Raw genomic sequence first — 14316 nt, 5'->3', positions numbered from 1 at the left:
CATTTGCTCCGTGAGATTCAGTAGCCGAGAAAGCGGAGGGGATCGAGTGCGCCTTTGAACAGCGGCACCTTGAACCACACCTCGAACATGAAGAAGAACACCGTGTTGACCGCCAGCGCCGCGATGACGCTCTTCACCCACGAGTACTTTCCCAGGAAGACCATGAACAACGCGATGTAGATCGCCGAAGCCACATACAGGCCGAGCGCCGAAATGGCCAGCACATAGACCGTGGCCGGCACCAGCACCGACAGCACGCGCTTGAGCTGCACCGTGTCGACGAAGACCTCGGTCTTCTTGTTCTTGCCGAGCAGCGCCTGGTACAGGATGCCGGCCCCCGAGATGGTGATGATCACGCCGATGTAGAACGGAAAGTACCCCGCGCCGGGACCATCGCTGGTCCAGCCCGACCCCAGCCTCTGGCTCTCGTAGATCACCACCAGGCCTATCACCACCAGGACCAGCGCAACCACCGCCTCGACCAGGTTGGTCGCTACGCCCCTGCGCGGCGCACCGTCGGAAATCTCGTCGTGCTCCATGGAGTCCTCATCGTTCGTATGTATGTGCCGTGAAAAAAACGAGAGTGCAGCGCCCCGCCCGCCGCCCGGCCGGCGGCAGTCTCTTCAGGCAGGAAGCGCTGCAGGGCGCCCGATTGCCGCTACTTGCTGCTGGCCAGGAAGCCGGCTTCGCTCATCAACGTGCGGTGCGTGGCTTCCGCTTCGGTGAGCCACTTGGTGAACGCGTCGCCCGTCATGAAAGTCGGGTTGAAGGCACCCTTCTCCATGTATTCCTTCCAGTCCGGCGTGGCGGCGATCTTGGTCAGCAGGTCGACATAGAACGCGCGCTGCTCGGGCGTCACGCCGGGCGGCATGAAGATGCCGCGCAGCATGGTGTATTTGGTCGGAACACCAGCTTCCTTGCAGGTGGGGATGTCGTTCCACGACTGCGTCTCGGTCACCTTGGCCTTGAACGGCATGCGCTCGTCGTCGAACACGCACAGCGCGCGCAGCTTGCCCGCGCGCCACTGGGCCACCGCCTCGATCGGGTTGTTGACGGTGGACTGCACGTGGCCGCCCACCAGCTGCACCGCCACCTCGCCGCCGCCCTTGAACGGCACGTAGATGAACTTGGTGCCGGTGGCCTTCTCGAGCGCCACGGTGATGATCTGGTCTTCCTGCTTGGAGCCGGTGCCGGCCATCTTGAACTTGTTCGGGCCCGCCGCCTTGGCCGCCGCGATGTATTCGGAGGCATTCTTGTACGGCTGCTCGGCGTTGGTCCACAGCACGAACTGGTCGAGCGCCAACATCGCGACCGGGGTCATGTCCTTCCAGTTGAAGGGCACGCCGGTGGCCATGGGCGTGGTGAACAGGTTGGACAGCGAGATGACGATCTTGTGCGGATCGCCCTTGGCTTCCTTCACCGCCAGGAAGCCCTCGGCGCCCGCGCCGCCCGACTTGTTGACAACGATCAGCGGCTCCTTCATGAGCTTGTACTTGATGACGATGCCCTGCAGCAGCCGGCCCATCTGGTCGGCGCCTCCGCCGGTGCCCGCGGGGATCACGAACTCCACCGGCTTGGTGGGTTCCCATGCGAAGGCTGGCGTGGCCACCGCGAGTGCCAACATGGCCGCGGTGAAGACTTTTGCCCGACAAGCGCGGGTGCGCGAAAAGAAGTTCTTCATCATGTTGTCTCCTGTGTAAGGTGCGCTCTTTTTTTGGTGAATCTGAGCCGAGATGCGAACAGGGCAGATGGTGCGCGCTGGTAGAACTTCGCTTGCTTGACCATGGTCAACTTTTCCGAGATTTTGTCTTGGGGTTAGCCCGCGCCGCGTGATACGAGAGCAAGCGGGTCAAGGCGTCCGATGGGGCCTCCGCACGTGAGCGGCGCCATGCAAAGCGGCACGCATTGCGCGGCCTTTTACGCCATGCCGAGTGGAATCCGGGTAAACCCTAAAATGGAGGGCAACTCAACCCATCCACGAAATCCAGGAGTTCCTTTATGCCTACCCTTGACCGAACGTCCGGCGCGAGCGCATTCGGTGGCTTGGCTGGCGCGCTCAAGGCGTTTGCCGAAGAGGCCAGCGTGCTCGTTCAGGCCCTGTTGAGCCCCAGCAAGGTCATCGAAGAAGTCGAGCAGATGCGCGCCCTGCAGGTGCGGGCCGACCGTATCGAGGCGTCGGACCCGTTGCGCGCCGACGTGCTGCGCTGGCACGCCTCGCGCATCGGCCTGCGCTGAGAAGCAGCCGGCCACGCCGGCCACGCCGGCGACTCAGGCAACCGCCGCGCCGGAGCCGCCCCGAACTGGTAAAGTCCGGGCCGCCCTCCGTCTTCGTAGTTCAATGGATAGAACGGGGTCCTCCTAAGACTCAGATACAGGTTCGATTCCTGTCGAAGGCACCAAGGACCCGAATCACGGCGTCTCACCCCACATCAAAAACCCGCACGCTCCAAAGCGTAGCGGGTTTTTCTTTGCCTCGCGACGACGCCCGGCGTAGCATCCCATCGCACGGAAATACCGTTACTTTTGCCGGTATCCCGGAAATCCCCATGACGAGATACCGTCAAGGAGTTGAGATGGCACTGACAGACACGTTTGTTCGGCAGGTGAAGCCCACCGGGAAGGCCATCGGCGACAAATATGCCGACGGCGCCGGGATGTACCTGTTGGTCAAGACTGCCGGGAAATACTGGCGAATGGATTACACCTTCGCCGGCAAGCGGAAAACGCTGGCGCTGGGAACCTACCCGGAGGTCTCGCTGGCCAAAGCCCGGGATCGCCGCGCCGCCGCCCGCGAGCTGCTGGCAGACGGGACTGACCCGAGCGCGGCCAAGCGCGAAGAAAAGAGAGCCCGGGCCGACGCGGCGGCGAATACGTTCGAGGCGGTTGCGCGCGAGTGGCTGGGAAAGACTGCGGCCAAACGAGCGAGTGGAACGCAGCTCAAGGTCAAGACATGGCTCGAGAAGGACGTGTTCCCCTTCATCGGCAAGATGCCCATGTCCACCATCGGCCCGCGCGACATTCTGGAGCGAGTTGTCCGCAAGCTGGAAGCACGCGGCGCCATCGATACCGCCCATCGCGTCAAGCAGCTTTGCGGGCAGGTGTTTCGCTTCGCAGTGGTGTCGGGACTGGCAGAGCGGGACGTAACCGCCGATCTGAGCGAAGCTCTGGCCTCGAAAGCGACCAAGCACTTCGCCGCCATTACCGAGCCCAGGCGAGTCGCAGACCTGATGCGCTCGATCCATGCCTATAGCGGCCACCCCACTACCGTTGCCGCGCTGAAGCTTTCCCCTCTGCTGTTTGTCCGCCCTGGCGAGTTGCGCACCGCGGAATGGGCCGAGATCGACCTGGACGCGGCCGAGTGGCGCATCGCCGGCCCGAAGATGAAAATGAAGGTCGATCACGTCGTGCCGCTCGCAACCCAAGCGGTGGAGATCCTGCGCAACCTCCACCCGATCACAGGGCATGGACGGTTTGTGTTTCCCAGCATACGGACGGGTGAACGCCCCATGAGCGAGAACACGATCAATGCCGCTCTGCGCGGGATGGGCTACAGCGCCGAGGTCCATACGGCCCACGGCTTCAGGGCAACCGCGCGGACGATCATGGACGAAGTGCTTGGCGAGCGCGTGGACTTCATCGAGCACCAGCTCTCCCACATGGTCAGGGATACCAACGGTCGTGCGTACAACCGCACCGCACATCTCCCCGCGCGCCGGGAAATGATGCAGCGCTGGGCGGACTACCTGGACAAGCTGCGCATCGGTGCCGACGTGATTCCCTTGACGCTGCGGCAGATGACATAGCACCAAGTCCGCGCGCTCCTGCCAAGCCAGCTGGATGAGTGCCACGACATCGCGCAGGTGCGCCGCAGTCTGGGGCAACCCGCGCTTTTCGAGCAGGGCGACCAACGCGATCGCGTCGTACTGCGGCCGGGCCCAGCGCTCGCGCATTCGCTTCCAAGCCGCGAGGGCGGTGAGCTTCTCCAGCATCAACTGGTTGAGGACGAATTCGTCAGGGGTCTGTACCTCGATGCCGAACGGGTCCAGCACTTCCCTGGGAAAGTCCTTTTCGTTCCACGTCACGATCGCATCCGCGTGCCCAGTGATCGCAGTCGCCAGCACATGGCGGTCATCAGGGTCCGGTAGCTTCGAGCCTTCGATCAGGTGTTCGTAGCCCGAGACGAGGCAGTCCGGAATGGCGTCCTCCATGGCTTGCGCAGCAGCGGCAATCTGGACTCCCATGCTGGGCCTGTCCCGCAACAAGCTGCGCTTCCACTCATCGCGGATGTGGATGGACCACTTCGCGCTATTGAGGTCCCGCGGATGCGGTCGGTGACCTGGCGCGCGCCGTCAGCACGATGACGATGGGCGGTTCGCGCAGCGCATGCACCTGAGGCAGCAGCGAGAGGCTGGTCGATGTCGCTTCCAGCCTCGCCGATGCCCGCAGCGCCCTGCTGCGATTAGGGCCGCTTCAGGCTCTGTTCAGGCCACGAAAGTAGTCTGGGGGGATTTTCCGGCTTGTTTGTTGCTCTGCCCATGACGCGTGTCCCGAATCTTCCGAATCCCTCGAATCTTCGCATGGGGGGGCTGACCCTCCTTGCGTTGGCCCTGCCGCTGGCGTGGGACACCACGGGGGGCGATCTCGCCCTGGCACACCTGGCGGGCACCCCCATGGGCTTTCCGTGGCGCGAGAACGCCTTTCTGGTTCACGTGATGCACGAGGGGGCGAGGAACCTGAGCTGGCTGCTGGTGATTGCGCTGTTCGCCGGCATCCGCTGGCCGCTGGGCATCCTGCGGCGGCTGCCGGTTCGCGCCCGGGCACAGCTGGCCTTCACCGTGCTGCTCTCGGTGCTTGCGGTCAGCCTGCTCAAGCACGCGAGCCACACGAGCTGCCCGTGGGACCTGAAGGAATTCGGCGGCGTGGCAAGCCACGTGTCGCATTGGGCGTGGAAGGTCTACGACGGCGGCGCGGGCGGGTGTTTTCCGGCCGGCCACGCTTCCGCTGCATTCGCCTATGCGGGCGGCTATTTCGTGCTGCGCCGGGTGTCGCCGCGCGCTGCAATCCTCTGGCTCGGCGCGTCGCTGGCCGCAGGGCTGATGCTGGGCTTGTCGCAGCAGTTGCGGGGCGCGCACTACATGAGCCATACGCTCTGGACCGCCTGGATCTGCTGGGCGCTGGGCTTTGTCATCGACCTCGTCGCCGCACCCCGGGCCCCTCGACTGCCAGCGGCCCAGCCCGCCGTCCTGCATGCAGGATCTTGATGTCGCCCTGTTCGCGCTGATCAACGCCAGCGCTGCGGCGCCGGCGTGGAGCATCTATTTCGCGCGCTTTGCCTCCGATGTGCTGCCGGCCTTGCTGGCCGCCGCGATCCTCGGCGCAGCGGTGCTCGACCGCCGCCTGCGCTATGCCTGCTTCACCGCGCTGGTCAGCGTGCTGGCGGTCTGGCTCTTCGTGAACGTGTTCCGCTCGGTCATGCCGTTCCAGCGGCCTGCCTTCTACGGCCTCGGCATTCAGTGGGCGCCGCAGGGCGCACGGCCGGGTTTTCCGAGCCTGCATGCCGCGTGCACCTTCGCGGCGGCGTTTTCCCTCTGGTGCCTGCCTTGGCGCGTGCCCATGTTCGCCGCGCTGGCGGTGGCCGCGGTGGTCGGATGGAGCCGCGTGTACCTCGGGCTGCACTTTCCGCTCGACGTGGTCGTCGGGGTGATGTTTGCCGCCCTGGTGTCGATCGTGGTGGAGCGCGGCATCAGCCGCCCGCTGAACCTGGCGCTCCGGGCCTACATGCGGCCCCGGCTGAGGGCAAAAAGGGCGCGAACCTGAACGCCGGCTGAACGCGTAATTCAGGCTTCCTTCAGTTGCGCTTCCTACATTGGTACATGTCTTTTTCAAAAATCGAACCCACGCCGGGGCGGGACGTGGGAGTGCTGGCGGCCAGTGCCTCCTACCCGGCGCCCGCACGCGCGCTCTGGGCGCGCATCGACCTGTGGCTGACGCAGCCGCGCTCGGCGCAGAACATCTTGGTCTGGCTCGGCATCTATCTTGCCCTGGCTGCCAACTGGCCGCTGTGGAACGAGCTGGCGCGCATCGGCGGCGCGCCCAGCACCTACCTGTTCACGAGCGCGGCCATGGCGGTGTTCGTGGTGTGCGCCACCGTGGCGCTGCTGTCCTTCACCGCGTGGTCGCGCTGGATGAAGCCGCTGTGGTTCGCGGTGGTGCTGTTGGCTGCATTCGTCCAGCACTACATGCTCGAGTACCGCGTGGTGATGGACCCGACCATGGTCGCCAACGTGCTGCAGACCGACCCGAACGAGGCGCGCGACCTGATGAGCTGGCGCATGGCGTATCACGTGCTGCTGGTGGTCCTGCTGCCGGCCCTGGCGCTCTGGCGCGTGCGCATCGTGCCGATGCGCTTCGTCTCCAAGCTCTGGCGCAATGCGGCGCTGCTCCTGCTGGCCCTGGCCGTTGCTCTGGTGGCCGCCGTGTCGATGAACCGGCAACTGGCGCCGCTGATGCGCAACAACGTTCACCTGCGCTACATGATGAACCCGGTGGCCAGCCTCTATTCGGCCGGCGCGGTGGTCTTCAGGCCGATGTTCAAGCGCAGCCGCAAGCTGATTCCGATCTCCGCCGGAACGACGCTGGGCGCGAGCTATGCGGGCCAGGCCCGTCCGCCGATGTTCGTGCTGGTGGTGGGCGAGACGGCCCGGGCCGACCATTTCGGTCTCAACGGCTATGCGCGCGACACCACGCCCGAGCTGGCGGCGCGCGGCGTGCTGAGCTACCGCGACGTGCATTCGTGCGGCACCAACACGCTGGCCTCCGTGCCATGCATGTTCTCGCCGCTGGGCAAGCAGGGCTACGAATCGCGCGACGACGACTACGAGAACCTGGTCGACGTGCTCCAGGCCGCGGGGCTGGCGGTGCTGTGGCTCGACAACCAGGCCGGCTGCAAGGACGTCTGCGCGCGCATTCCGAACGCCTCCGCGTTCGAAAGCCTTTCGCCGGCTCTGAAGAGTGCGCTGTGCGATGGCGATGAATGCCTGGACGACGTGATGCTCAAGGGGCTCGACGCGCGCATTGCGGCGCTGCCGGCCGATCGCCGCGCCAAGGGCGTGGTGCTGGTCATGCACCAGATGGGCAGCCACGGGCCGGCCTACTACAAGCGTTCTGCGCCGGACGTGAAGCGCTTCCTGCCCGAGTGCAAGACCAACGCGCTGGCCGAGTGCAGCCATGCGGAGCTGCAGAACGTCTATGACAACTCGATTGCGCAGACCGACCGTTTCCTCGCCCAGACCATCGACTGGCTCAAGGCACAGTCGAACCAGTACGACCCGGCCTTGCTCTACGTGAGCGACCATGGCGAATCGCTCGGCGAGTACGGCCTGTTCCTGCACGGCGTGCCCTACAGCTTTGCGCCGGAAGCCCAGAAGCACGTGCCCATGGTCACCTGGTTCAGCGACGGCATGAGCCAGCGGCGCAAGCTCTCGCGCCCGTGCATGGAAGCGGGGCTCGACACCCCGCTCACGCACGACAACCTCTATCACACGGTGCTGGGGCTGATGGACGTGGGCAACTCCACCTACAAGCCCGCCCTGGACGCGCTCGCGTCCTGCCGCAACAAGGCCTGAAGCCGCGGCCCGCTATTTCTTCTCGCGGGGCAGCCGCCCCATCAGGAAGAATTCGGGGTTCGGCTGCATGCCGCTGAAGCTCGCAAGCCGGTTGCTCAGGCCGAAGAAGGCGGTGGTCGCCGCGATGTCCCAGATGTCTTCGTCGTCGCGAGGAGGCCATCCTGCAAGTTCAGTTCACCGGTCCGGGAGGCATCGCCTACATCAATCCTGCGGACGATCCTCGGAAGCGGTAAGAAGGACGGGGCGGCGGTGGTCCTACCGCCCGCTTCTCGTAACGAGGCGCGCTTGTCTGGCTGGATATTTGCCGCGCGGATGTCCCGCGAAGTGTTGAAAGCCTGAGCTTAGGTGGCGGCTCCTTTCAACCGCATGTGACCATGCAGGGCCCATCCAGCGCCGGACGTTTCTGCTTCCACTACGGCAACACGCGACGGCGTCGAGATCAGCGCTCGCGGCGCGAAGAGCAAGCCGATCCAGACCCGGCAGACCTGGTGGTGCGTGACCGAGCACGAGGTAGGCTTCGCGGCGCTCGAGCGGATGAACGCTCGCAGCTCATCAGGCTTCGACGTAAACGATGACGAAGAAGAAGGTTTGCTGCTGGCCTGGCCCCGATGACCGCCGCCCGTGCCTCACTCGCCAAACCAGAACACAAGCCAGGACGATAGTGCAGTCAACGTAGACACCAGAATGAAGGCATTCTTCCGATGCGGCGAACCGCGGCGATATAGCTGGCGCAGACTGGCTAGCATTCAAACTCCTCAAGTCATCAAGTCCTCAAGCGACTGCGACTGAGTTTGGCGGGCCGGTTCGCTATTCGTCAATCCAACAATAGTTCGAGGGCATGCGCTTGCTGCGATACAAAAGTAAGCGCGCGCCGTCTCTACGAAGGTCCTTCGATCAGCGCACTGCGGTTGGCTGTCGCATCGGTGGCAGCCAACAGGAGCTCGCTGACCAAGGCCGCCGTCAAGATGGGCTCACGTCCCGTCGCTCCGAACCGAGCGCCCGCCTAGAGTCCGAGTGGTCTCTAACCCCCTGACTGAGGATGGCGATGGTCTCGAAGCCTCGATGGAGGTGCGCCGGAAAGCCAGGGACCTTTTTGCCGAAACACATCCGCCAATCGCGCGTGGCACCGGCAGGCCCGATCTCGGGAACTCGACGTGATGCGCGCAGACGAGAATCGGATCGATGGACTCCCAGGGAGTCACGAATGGGATTACGTTGACGATGGAATTAGTCACCCGCCCAAGAGCGAGCGTGCCGGCGCAGCAGGCCGAACCAGCGCGTCGAGCACGTCTTTCGCGAAACCGTGCGCAGAACCGGTCGCATCGATCTCGGGGAGCGCCCCTTCCGCACCTGCCTGGGGCGCTGTTCGCGATGCCTACGACTCTTGACCCTTGAACGCCAGCGGCCCTTTCGTGCGCGGCGCCTTAGGTGCTCAGCCGTGGCGCTTGAAGTACTGAACCTCGCGCTCGTGCTGCTGCGCCTGCTCTCGCGAGCTGAATGTGCCCAGGTTGCGGCGCTTGCCGGTCTTCGGGTCGGTCTTGCGCGAATAAAGACGGTATCCCCCCGAGGCAAGTTTTCGGATCATCGGAGACTCCTTTCCTTGTTGGCAGCAGGGATCCACTCTCGGCTGCAATTACGAAAGAGCATGTCGGACGATTTCACTTCGCGCTGACAGAACCAGAACTCCGAACGAGTTCAGGTCATCTTCCGGGGCGGCAGGAAGTGGCACTGCTCATGGCGGGCGCCGGCTTTGCTGTCGGCGGGTCGGCCGTTGATCGGTTTGCAGTTGCTTTCGATGTCATCGCATTCAGCATGTGCCTCATGGCGCTTCTCAAGCTGCTGCAGGACATGGAGCGTTTCTCGACTATGTTCCGCAACTACGACCTGTTGGCACGCAGTTTCGTGATCTACGCCCATGTTTACCCATTCGCCGAGCTGCTGGCTGGGCGTATTGGTGGTTGTGGGCCGGCTCCATGAGGTGTGGGTACCGGTGGCTCTCTTCGTCGGGAGCGCAGGTGCCGGTTGTCAAAGCCGTGCATATCGATCGCCGTCAGCTCAAGTGCGCATGTGTCGGCGGCAGCAGTGTGCTGGGGTTCGTTTCACTGACTCAGGGCCTGCGGCTACCTGTCCGCCGCGATGCTCACGCTGCCGTCGCGCTCCAGCATGGCGCGCTTCAGCCGTGCCAGGTCGTCATGGCCCGCATGCTTGCGCATCTCCTTGCGCAGGTCTTCCAGCGAGACGAGAGCGGCATGCATGGCTCGTTCGTCCGCGACCCCATCGCGCACAATTTCTACGGGCTTGCCGGCCAGCCACGCTTCCAGGGCCGGTGCCCGCACGCAAACGAAAGCCAGCAGGCGATGCAGGAGCGCGATCGCCGCGCCGGCGGCGAGCGTCGGCCAAAAGGGCGAGGCTCCCGCCACGGCCCGGCTCAGCACGGCCCCCAGCAGCACTGTCACGCAAATGTCGAACGCCGTGTGTTGCCCGAAGGAGCGCCGCCCGGACGCGCGCATGAGCACCAGGGCCGCGATGAAGACGGCGATCGCCCGGCACACCATTTGCAGCGGGGAGAGTTCGGTGCCGCTGCCGAACGGGGACTGGGCGAGCTCCGCGACGGTCTGCATATCTTGCTATCCGGCAATGACGATGGGCGAGTCGCCCGCAAGAAGGCACTGGGGCACTTGGCTGAATTGCCAGTCACCGTTTCCACGCCGTGCGAAGCGCCAGATCACGTCGAAGCGATCGTCTGGCCAGTCCTGCGGTGTCCGATCGTCGCGTCCCATGATGAGGTTGGCGAGTTTGATGATCGACTTGTGTTCCCACGCCACCGGGGCCACCCCCTCGACGCCCTGCAGTTCGCGCCAGAGCGCCTCTTGCCCATTCTGTTCATACGCCGTCGACAAGACCACGCCCAGACGCGCAGCCAGGGACTGAAGCGTCTGGGCCGGCCTCTTGCTCGGTGCTTCGGACGTCGGACGAGGTGCATACAGGTGCTGAGGCGTCGCGATACCCTGCAGATGAGGCCACGCGAAGAATCCCACCAACGCACCTGCTCGCTCCCAACCGCGCAGGTTCAGGCTGTGCTGGTCTACGTTGCCATTGCGGTCGACGCCGACCATCGGCACTTCGCCCTTTTCGCCATGGCGGATGATCATTATGAGCTTGGACATGCGATCGATGGTTGCGCCGTCTCCGCGGTGGCGCTGCCCGGCTGCTTCTCTTCTCCATGAAGAAAATATCCGTACGTGTAGGGACCCGCCGCGCCGCTTTGGGGCATCCATTGCCGCGTCGTTTCGAGACGGTGCGGCGCGCGTCGATTGCGCGCCGTCAAAAGCCCTGGTTCCAAGTTCTGATCGGGAAATAAGAGAGCGGTGAACTTTCGACCGAAAGACTTGGACTAGTCCGAACGCAGAATGGCCCGGCGACTCTTGCGCGTCTTGGCGCCATTCGAAGTACGGCACAGGACGTCGTTCACAAACGCGCTCCGCCACCCACTTGTCCCAGAACGCCCGCTGCACTTCGTCGTCTAACCCTACCAAGCTGTCTTGGGTGTCCAGGCCGCAGCCACTGAAGTCGGACAATGTCGGACCCCAGTGATTGGGTACACGTCCAGAGTGCCTTCACGCAGAAGTACGGGCGCCCCGCGTTCGATCAAGGGGCCAGCCGGGAACGGTCGCTCCGGACGCGAAGCTGTCGGTGGGAAGTTCCGGGGCGTGCTGCTGCTCGGCTCCGGGAAGGCGCGGCAAGGTGCGAACGAAGCTCCAGCGGATCTCTGACGCTTCGCCTTCGCGTTTGCTGGTGGGTCTCTGACGGGCGTATTCGCACCGCATTGCGGCCGCTGGCCCTCAATCTCCCTTGATACCTTGCACGCGGATCAACTCCGCCCAGCGTGTGTATTCGCTGCGGATCAGGCGACCGAGCACTTCGGGCGAGCCGCCCGCCGGGGTAATGCCCATAGCGACCATCCTGTCGCGCACCGCCGGTTGATTCAGCGCGTTGTTGAACGCGGTATTAAGCCGCCGGATCGCCGGCTCAGGCGTGCCCGCCGGGGCCGCGAAGGCGTACCACGGCTCGATGACGAAGCCGGCAAAACCCAGTTCTTCCATCGTCGGGACGTCCGGCAGATTGGCCGAGCGCGTCTTGCCCGTCACCGCCAGCGCACGCACCTTGCCCTGCTTGATGAAGGGCAGTATGGAAGGCTCGTTGTCGAAGAACACCGGTACCTGGCCGCCGATGAGGTCGGTGATGGCAGGCCCCGATCCCTTGTACGGCACATGTGTCAGCTCGATGCCCGCCATCTTCTTGAGCAACTCGGCGGCGAGGTGGTTGGACGCGCCTACGCCCGAAGACGCGTAGGCCATGGGCCGGCGCCTGGCCTGGTCGACCAGGTCCTTCACGCTGCGGATGCCCGCCTCGTTGTTGACGGTGAGCACATTGATCGATGCGCCCAGCAGGATCACGGGCGCCATGTCCTTGAACAGATCGTAGCCGATGTTCTTGTACAGGCTCGCATTGATGGCGCAGCTGCCAATGCTGCACTGGACCAGCGTGTAGCCGTCGGCCGGCGCCTTCAGCGCCGACGCCGTTCCCACGCTGCCGGCGGCTCCGGCACGGTTGTCGACGATGATGGGCTGCCCCAGCTCCGCCGACGCCGCATTGGCAAGCAGGCGCCCGACCGCGTCCGCGCTGCCGCCGGGCGGAACCGGGATGACCAGCTTCACCGGGTGGGCTGGATAAGTCTGTGCGGCAACAGGCCAGCCCGCAGCAGCGATGAGGCCGAACAGGAGGGCGGCGAAGAAGCGGCGTTCCATGCTATTGCCAGCCGTCGACCAGCTGCTTGAGCTGCGCCAGGTCCGCTTCTGGCAGCGGCCAGGTGCTGGGCGGCCGCGCCGCGCCGCAGTCTCGCCCCGCGTATTGCAGCGCCGCTTTCACCACGCTCACGTTCGAGCCGTTGCGCTCATGCGTGCGCAATTCCTCGAACGTCGCGATGCCGCCGATCAATTCCATCGCCAGCTGGTGATCTCCCTTCGCGAGCGCGGCGTGAATGCGCACGGACAGGTCGGGCCGCACGTTGATCAGCCCCGAGGTGAAGCCGCGGGCACCGACCGCATACATCGGGGGGGCCCAGGGCTCGGCCAGTCCGCACACCCAGGCCAGGCCGCGATCGGCCACCTGCGCCATGGCCTGCACCAGGCGCAAGGGCGTGGGCGACGCCCATTTCACGCCGATGACTTGCGGGATTCGGCACAGGGCTTCGATCACCGGCAGACCGATCGCGTCGTCACGCAGATAGAGCACGACAGGCAGGCCGTCCGCTGCATCGGCAACCCGGCGCACATACGTGACCACACCGCTGGGCGCGACGAAAGGGTCCGTCAGCTGATGCACCATCAGGGCAGCGGCACCTGCCTTGCGTGAGGCGCGCGCCAGGGCGCAGGCGTCGTGGACGCTGCGCCCCACGCCACCCAGCAAGGGCACGCGGCCACGGACATGTTCCGCCGCGGCATGCACCATGCGCTCGGCCTCCGCCATGGTCAGGCCGAAGAACTCGCTGGTGTTGCCGTTGGCCACCAGCACATGGACGCCGGCCTCGATGGCGCGGTCGACGACGGGGCCCAGGCGATCGGGCGCGATGTGGTCCGCATCGTCGAAGGGCGTCACCAGGATGCCTGAGATGCCGTCCAGAGCGGTCCTGAGGGGCGTTGTGGGTTCAGTCATGTCGTCGGTCTCGTGTAGTTGCGCGGGTGTTGTCATTGGCCTGCCTCGACAGAGAAGAGACGGACAGGCGCAGGCTGCATGTCATCGCCTCGCCGGGCGCGAGCACCCGCCAGCCAGTGTCAGCGCGCGCCGCAGCCAGGTTGGCGGCGTCCGCGACATGCGAGACCGGTTCCACGCAGAAGTACGCTCCCGGACCCGGCCGATGCAGCACCAGGTGCTGCAGCGCGGAACTGGCCAGCAGTTCGATGGCGGGACCATCGGTCGCCGCCATCCGCGCTTGTCCGTTCACCCGCCGTAGTAGCGGGTGCATTCGACATCGGGCAAGGCGTTCGCCGACGCGTAGTCGTCCGCCGCACCAGTCAGCACCGGCGTGCTCGCGAGGAATTCGACGTCCGCCGGCCAGACGATGCGCGCATCGAACTGCAGGCTGTGCGCGAAGCGGGCCGGGAAATAGGGATGGAAGCCGCAACCGCCTGGCATCGGCTCCCGGTCGTCGTTGGTGACCCGCAGGCTCAGCGTGATGCCTGCGGAGTCGAGCTCCACGCCCTGCTCGGCCCGAAAAGCCCATGGCCAGCCGTGATCCCCCGGCACATGGACATAGGTCATGGTGGCGCGGTCCGCTGCGTGTCGCTCGAGGTGCCATGGACGCTGCTGGCTGACGCCGTGTAGCGCGTGCCGTTCCCCCGGATGAAGCGGCAACTGCACCCTGCCCTGCGTGCCGGCGATGCGGCCATCGCGGATGCGGTTCGAAAACGGAACCAGGGGATAGCAGCCGGCCTTGGGCCACCGGGTGGATTCGAACCCGCTGGCGCGGACGGGGTCGTCGAGCGGCACCAGCCAGTCGATTCGTTCGCCCGCGGTTGCGCGGGAGCTGAGGCTGGTGACGCGTCCGCCGGCAGCCGGCGCCAGCGTCGCCGTCAGCGCTCCGCTGCACAGCGTGGTGTCGGGCGTCACGTTCAGATGCATCGCCATCCGC

General features: G+C 65.2%; 15 protein-coding genes, 1 tRNA gene and 2 pseudogenes. 7 read left to right on the top strand and 11 right to left on the bottom strand.

Features of this window, described 5'->3' with window-relative positions; all coding sequences use genetic code 11:
* Nucleotides 1-17: 17 nt before the first annotated feature.
* Together ACAM55_RS03415 and ACAM55_RS03410 are read right to left on the bottom strand one after the other, a co-directional pair.
* Nucleotides 18-539 (bottom strand): tripartite tricarboxylate transporter TctB family protein, encoded by a 522-nt coding sequence (locus tag ACAM55_RS03415; protein WP_369654671.1) that lies wholly within the window; start codon nt 537-539, stop codon nt 18-20.
* A 119-nt stretch (nt 540-658) separates the two neighbouring features.
* Nucleotides 659-1684 (bottom strand): Bug family tripartite tricarboxylate transporter substrate binding protein, encoded by a 1026-nt coding sequence (locus ACAM55_RS03410; RefSeq protein WP_369654670.1) that lies wholly within the window; start codon nt 1682-1684, stop codon nt 659-661.
* Between the two features lie 314 nt (nt 1685-1998).
* Here ACAM55_RS03410 and ACAM55_RS03405 point away from each other — a divergent pair, with 314 nt between their 5' ends.
* The 3 genes from ACAM55_RS03405 (at nt 1999) to ACAM55_RS03395 (ending at nt 3803) form a co-directional block, all read left to right on the top strand.
* Nucleotides 1999-2235, top strand: coding sequence for a hypothetical protein (locus ACAM55_RS03405; protein ID WP_369654669.1), 237 nt, complete (start codon nt 1999-2001; stop codon nt 2233-2235).
* 89 nt (nt 2236-2324) lie between these two features.
* Nucleotides 2325-2399 (top strand) — tRNA-Arg (locus ACAM55_RS03400).
* A 174-nt stretch (nt 2400-2573) separates the two neighbouring features.
* Nucleotides 2574-3803, top strand: a complete 1230-nt coding sequence (locus tag ACAM55_RS03395; RefSeq protein ID WP_369654668.1) for a tyrosine-type recombinase/integrase — start codon at nt 2574-2576, stop codon at nt 3801-3803.
* Between the two features lie 324 nt (nt 3804-4127).
* Here ACAM55_RS03395 and ACAM55_RS03390 read toward each other — a convergent pair.
* A pseudogene (locus ACAM55_RS03390) lies at nt 4128-4241 on the bottom strand (PIN domain-containing protein); the annotation flags it as partial.
* 336 nt (nt 4242-4577) lie between these two features.
* Between ACAM55_RS03390 and ACAM55_RS03385 the strand changes: the two are divergent.
* The 3 genes from ACAM55_RS03385 to ACAM55_RS03375 are packed head-to-tail and all read left to right on the top strand — an operon-like array spanning nt 4578 to nt 7625.
* Entirely contained in the window at nt 4578-5261 is a 684-nt protein-coding gene (locus tag ACAM55_RS03385; RefSeq protein ID WP_369654667.1) for a phosphatase PAP2 family protein, read from the top strand.
* The gene (locus tag ACAM55_RS03380) at nt 5248-5817 is read left to right on the top strand and encodes a phosphatase PAP2 family protein (protein WP_369654666.1); all 570 of its coding nucleotides are present in this window, start codon (nt 5248-5250) and stop codon (nt 5815-5817) included. The genes ACAM55_RS03385 and ACAM55_RS03380 overlap by 14 nt, the downstream gene beginning before the upstream one ends.
* Nucleotides 5818-5873: 56 nt before the next feature.
* A complete protein-coding gene (locus ACAM55_RS03375; RefSeq protein ID WP_369654665.1) occupies nt 5874-7625 on the top strand; it encodes a phosphoethanolamine transferase in 1752 nt (583 codons plus the stop codon).
* A 12-nt stretch (nt 7626-7637) separates the two neighbouring features.
* Here the strand turns inward: ACAM55_RS03375 and ACAM55_RS03370 are convergent.
* Nucleotides 7638-7772 (bottom strand): annotated as a pseudogene (locus ACAM55_RS03370) (alkylhydroperoxidase); the annotation flags it as partial.
* Nucleotides 7773-9057: 1285 nt separating this feature from the next.
* Complete coding sequence (locus tag ACAM55_RS03365; RefSeq protein ID WP_369654664.1) at nt 9058-9210, bottom strand: hypothetical protein; 153 nt, start codon at nt 9208-9210, stop codon at nt 9058-9060.
* A 137-nt stretch (nt 9211-9347) separates the two neighbouring features.
* On the opposite strand from ACAM55_RS03365, the gene ACAM55_RS03360 reads away from it, so the two are divergent.
* Nucleotides 9348-9602, top strand: a complete 255-nt coding sequence (locus ACAM55_RS03360) for a hypothetical protein (protein ID WP_369654663.1) — start codon at nt 9348-9350, stop codon at nt 9600-9602.
* Nucleotides 9603-9745: 143 nt separating this feature from the next.
* Here ACAM55_RS03360 and ACAM55_RS03355 read toward each other — a convergent pair whose 3' ends face one another.
* The 6 genes from ACAM55_RS03355 to ACAM55_RS03330 all read right to left on the bottom strand — a co-directional run bounded on the left by ACAM55_RS03355 (nt 9746) and on the right by ACAM55_RS03330 (nt 14312).
* A complete protein-coding gene (locus ACAM55_RS03355; RefSeq protein ID WP_369654662.1) occupies nt 9746-10246 on the bottom strand; it encodes a DUF421 domain-containing protein in 501 nt (166 codons plus the stop codon).
* A gap of 6 nt (nt 10247-10252) precedes the next feature.
* Nucleotides 10253-10792, bottom strand: coding sequence for a histidine phosphatase family protein (locus ACAM55_RS03350; protein ID WP_369654661.1), 540 nt, complete (start codon nt 10790-10792; stop codon nt 10253-10255).
* 675 nt (nt 10793-11467) lie between these two features.
* The gene (locus tag ACAM55_RS03345) at nt 11468-12433 is read right to left on the bottom strand and encodes a Bug family tripartite tricarboxylate transporter substrate binding protein (protein WP_369654660.1); all 966 of its coding nucleotides are present in this window, start codon (nt 12431-12433) and stop codon (nt 11468-11470) included.
* 1 nt (nt 12434) lies between these two features.
* A complete protein-coding gene (locus tag ACAM55_RS03340) occupies nt 12435-13340 on the bottom strand; it encodes a dihydrodipicolinate synthase family protein (RefSeq protein ID WP_369654659.1) in 906 nt (301 codons plus the stop codon).
* The gene (locus tag ACAM55_RS03335) at nt 13333-13611 is read right to left on the bottom strand and encodes a hypothetical protein (protein WP_369654658.1); all 279 of its coding nucleotides are present in this window, start codon (nt 13609-13611) and stop codon (nt 13333-13335) included. The genes ACAM55_RS03340 and ACAM55_RS03335 overlap by 8 nt, the downstream gene beginning before the upstream one ends.
* A gap of 14 nt (nt 13612-13625) precedes the next feature.
* Entirely contained in the window at nt 13626-14312 is a 687-nt protein-coding gene (locus ACAM55_RS03330; protein ID WP_369654657.1) for an aldose 1-epimerase, read from the bottom strand.
* Nucleotides 14313-14316 lie beyond the last annotated feature (4 nt).

Origin of the sequence: Variovorax sp. V213, assembly GCF_041154455.1 — a bacterium.
GTDB lineage: Bacteria > Pseudomonadota > Gammaproteobacteria > Burkholderiales > Burkholderiaceae_C > Variovorax.
Note: the sequence above shows the minus strand (reverse complement) of the source record. Positions and strands in the feature narration are given on the sequence as shown.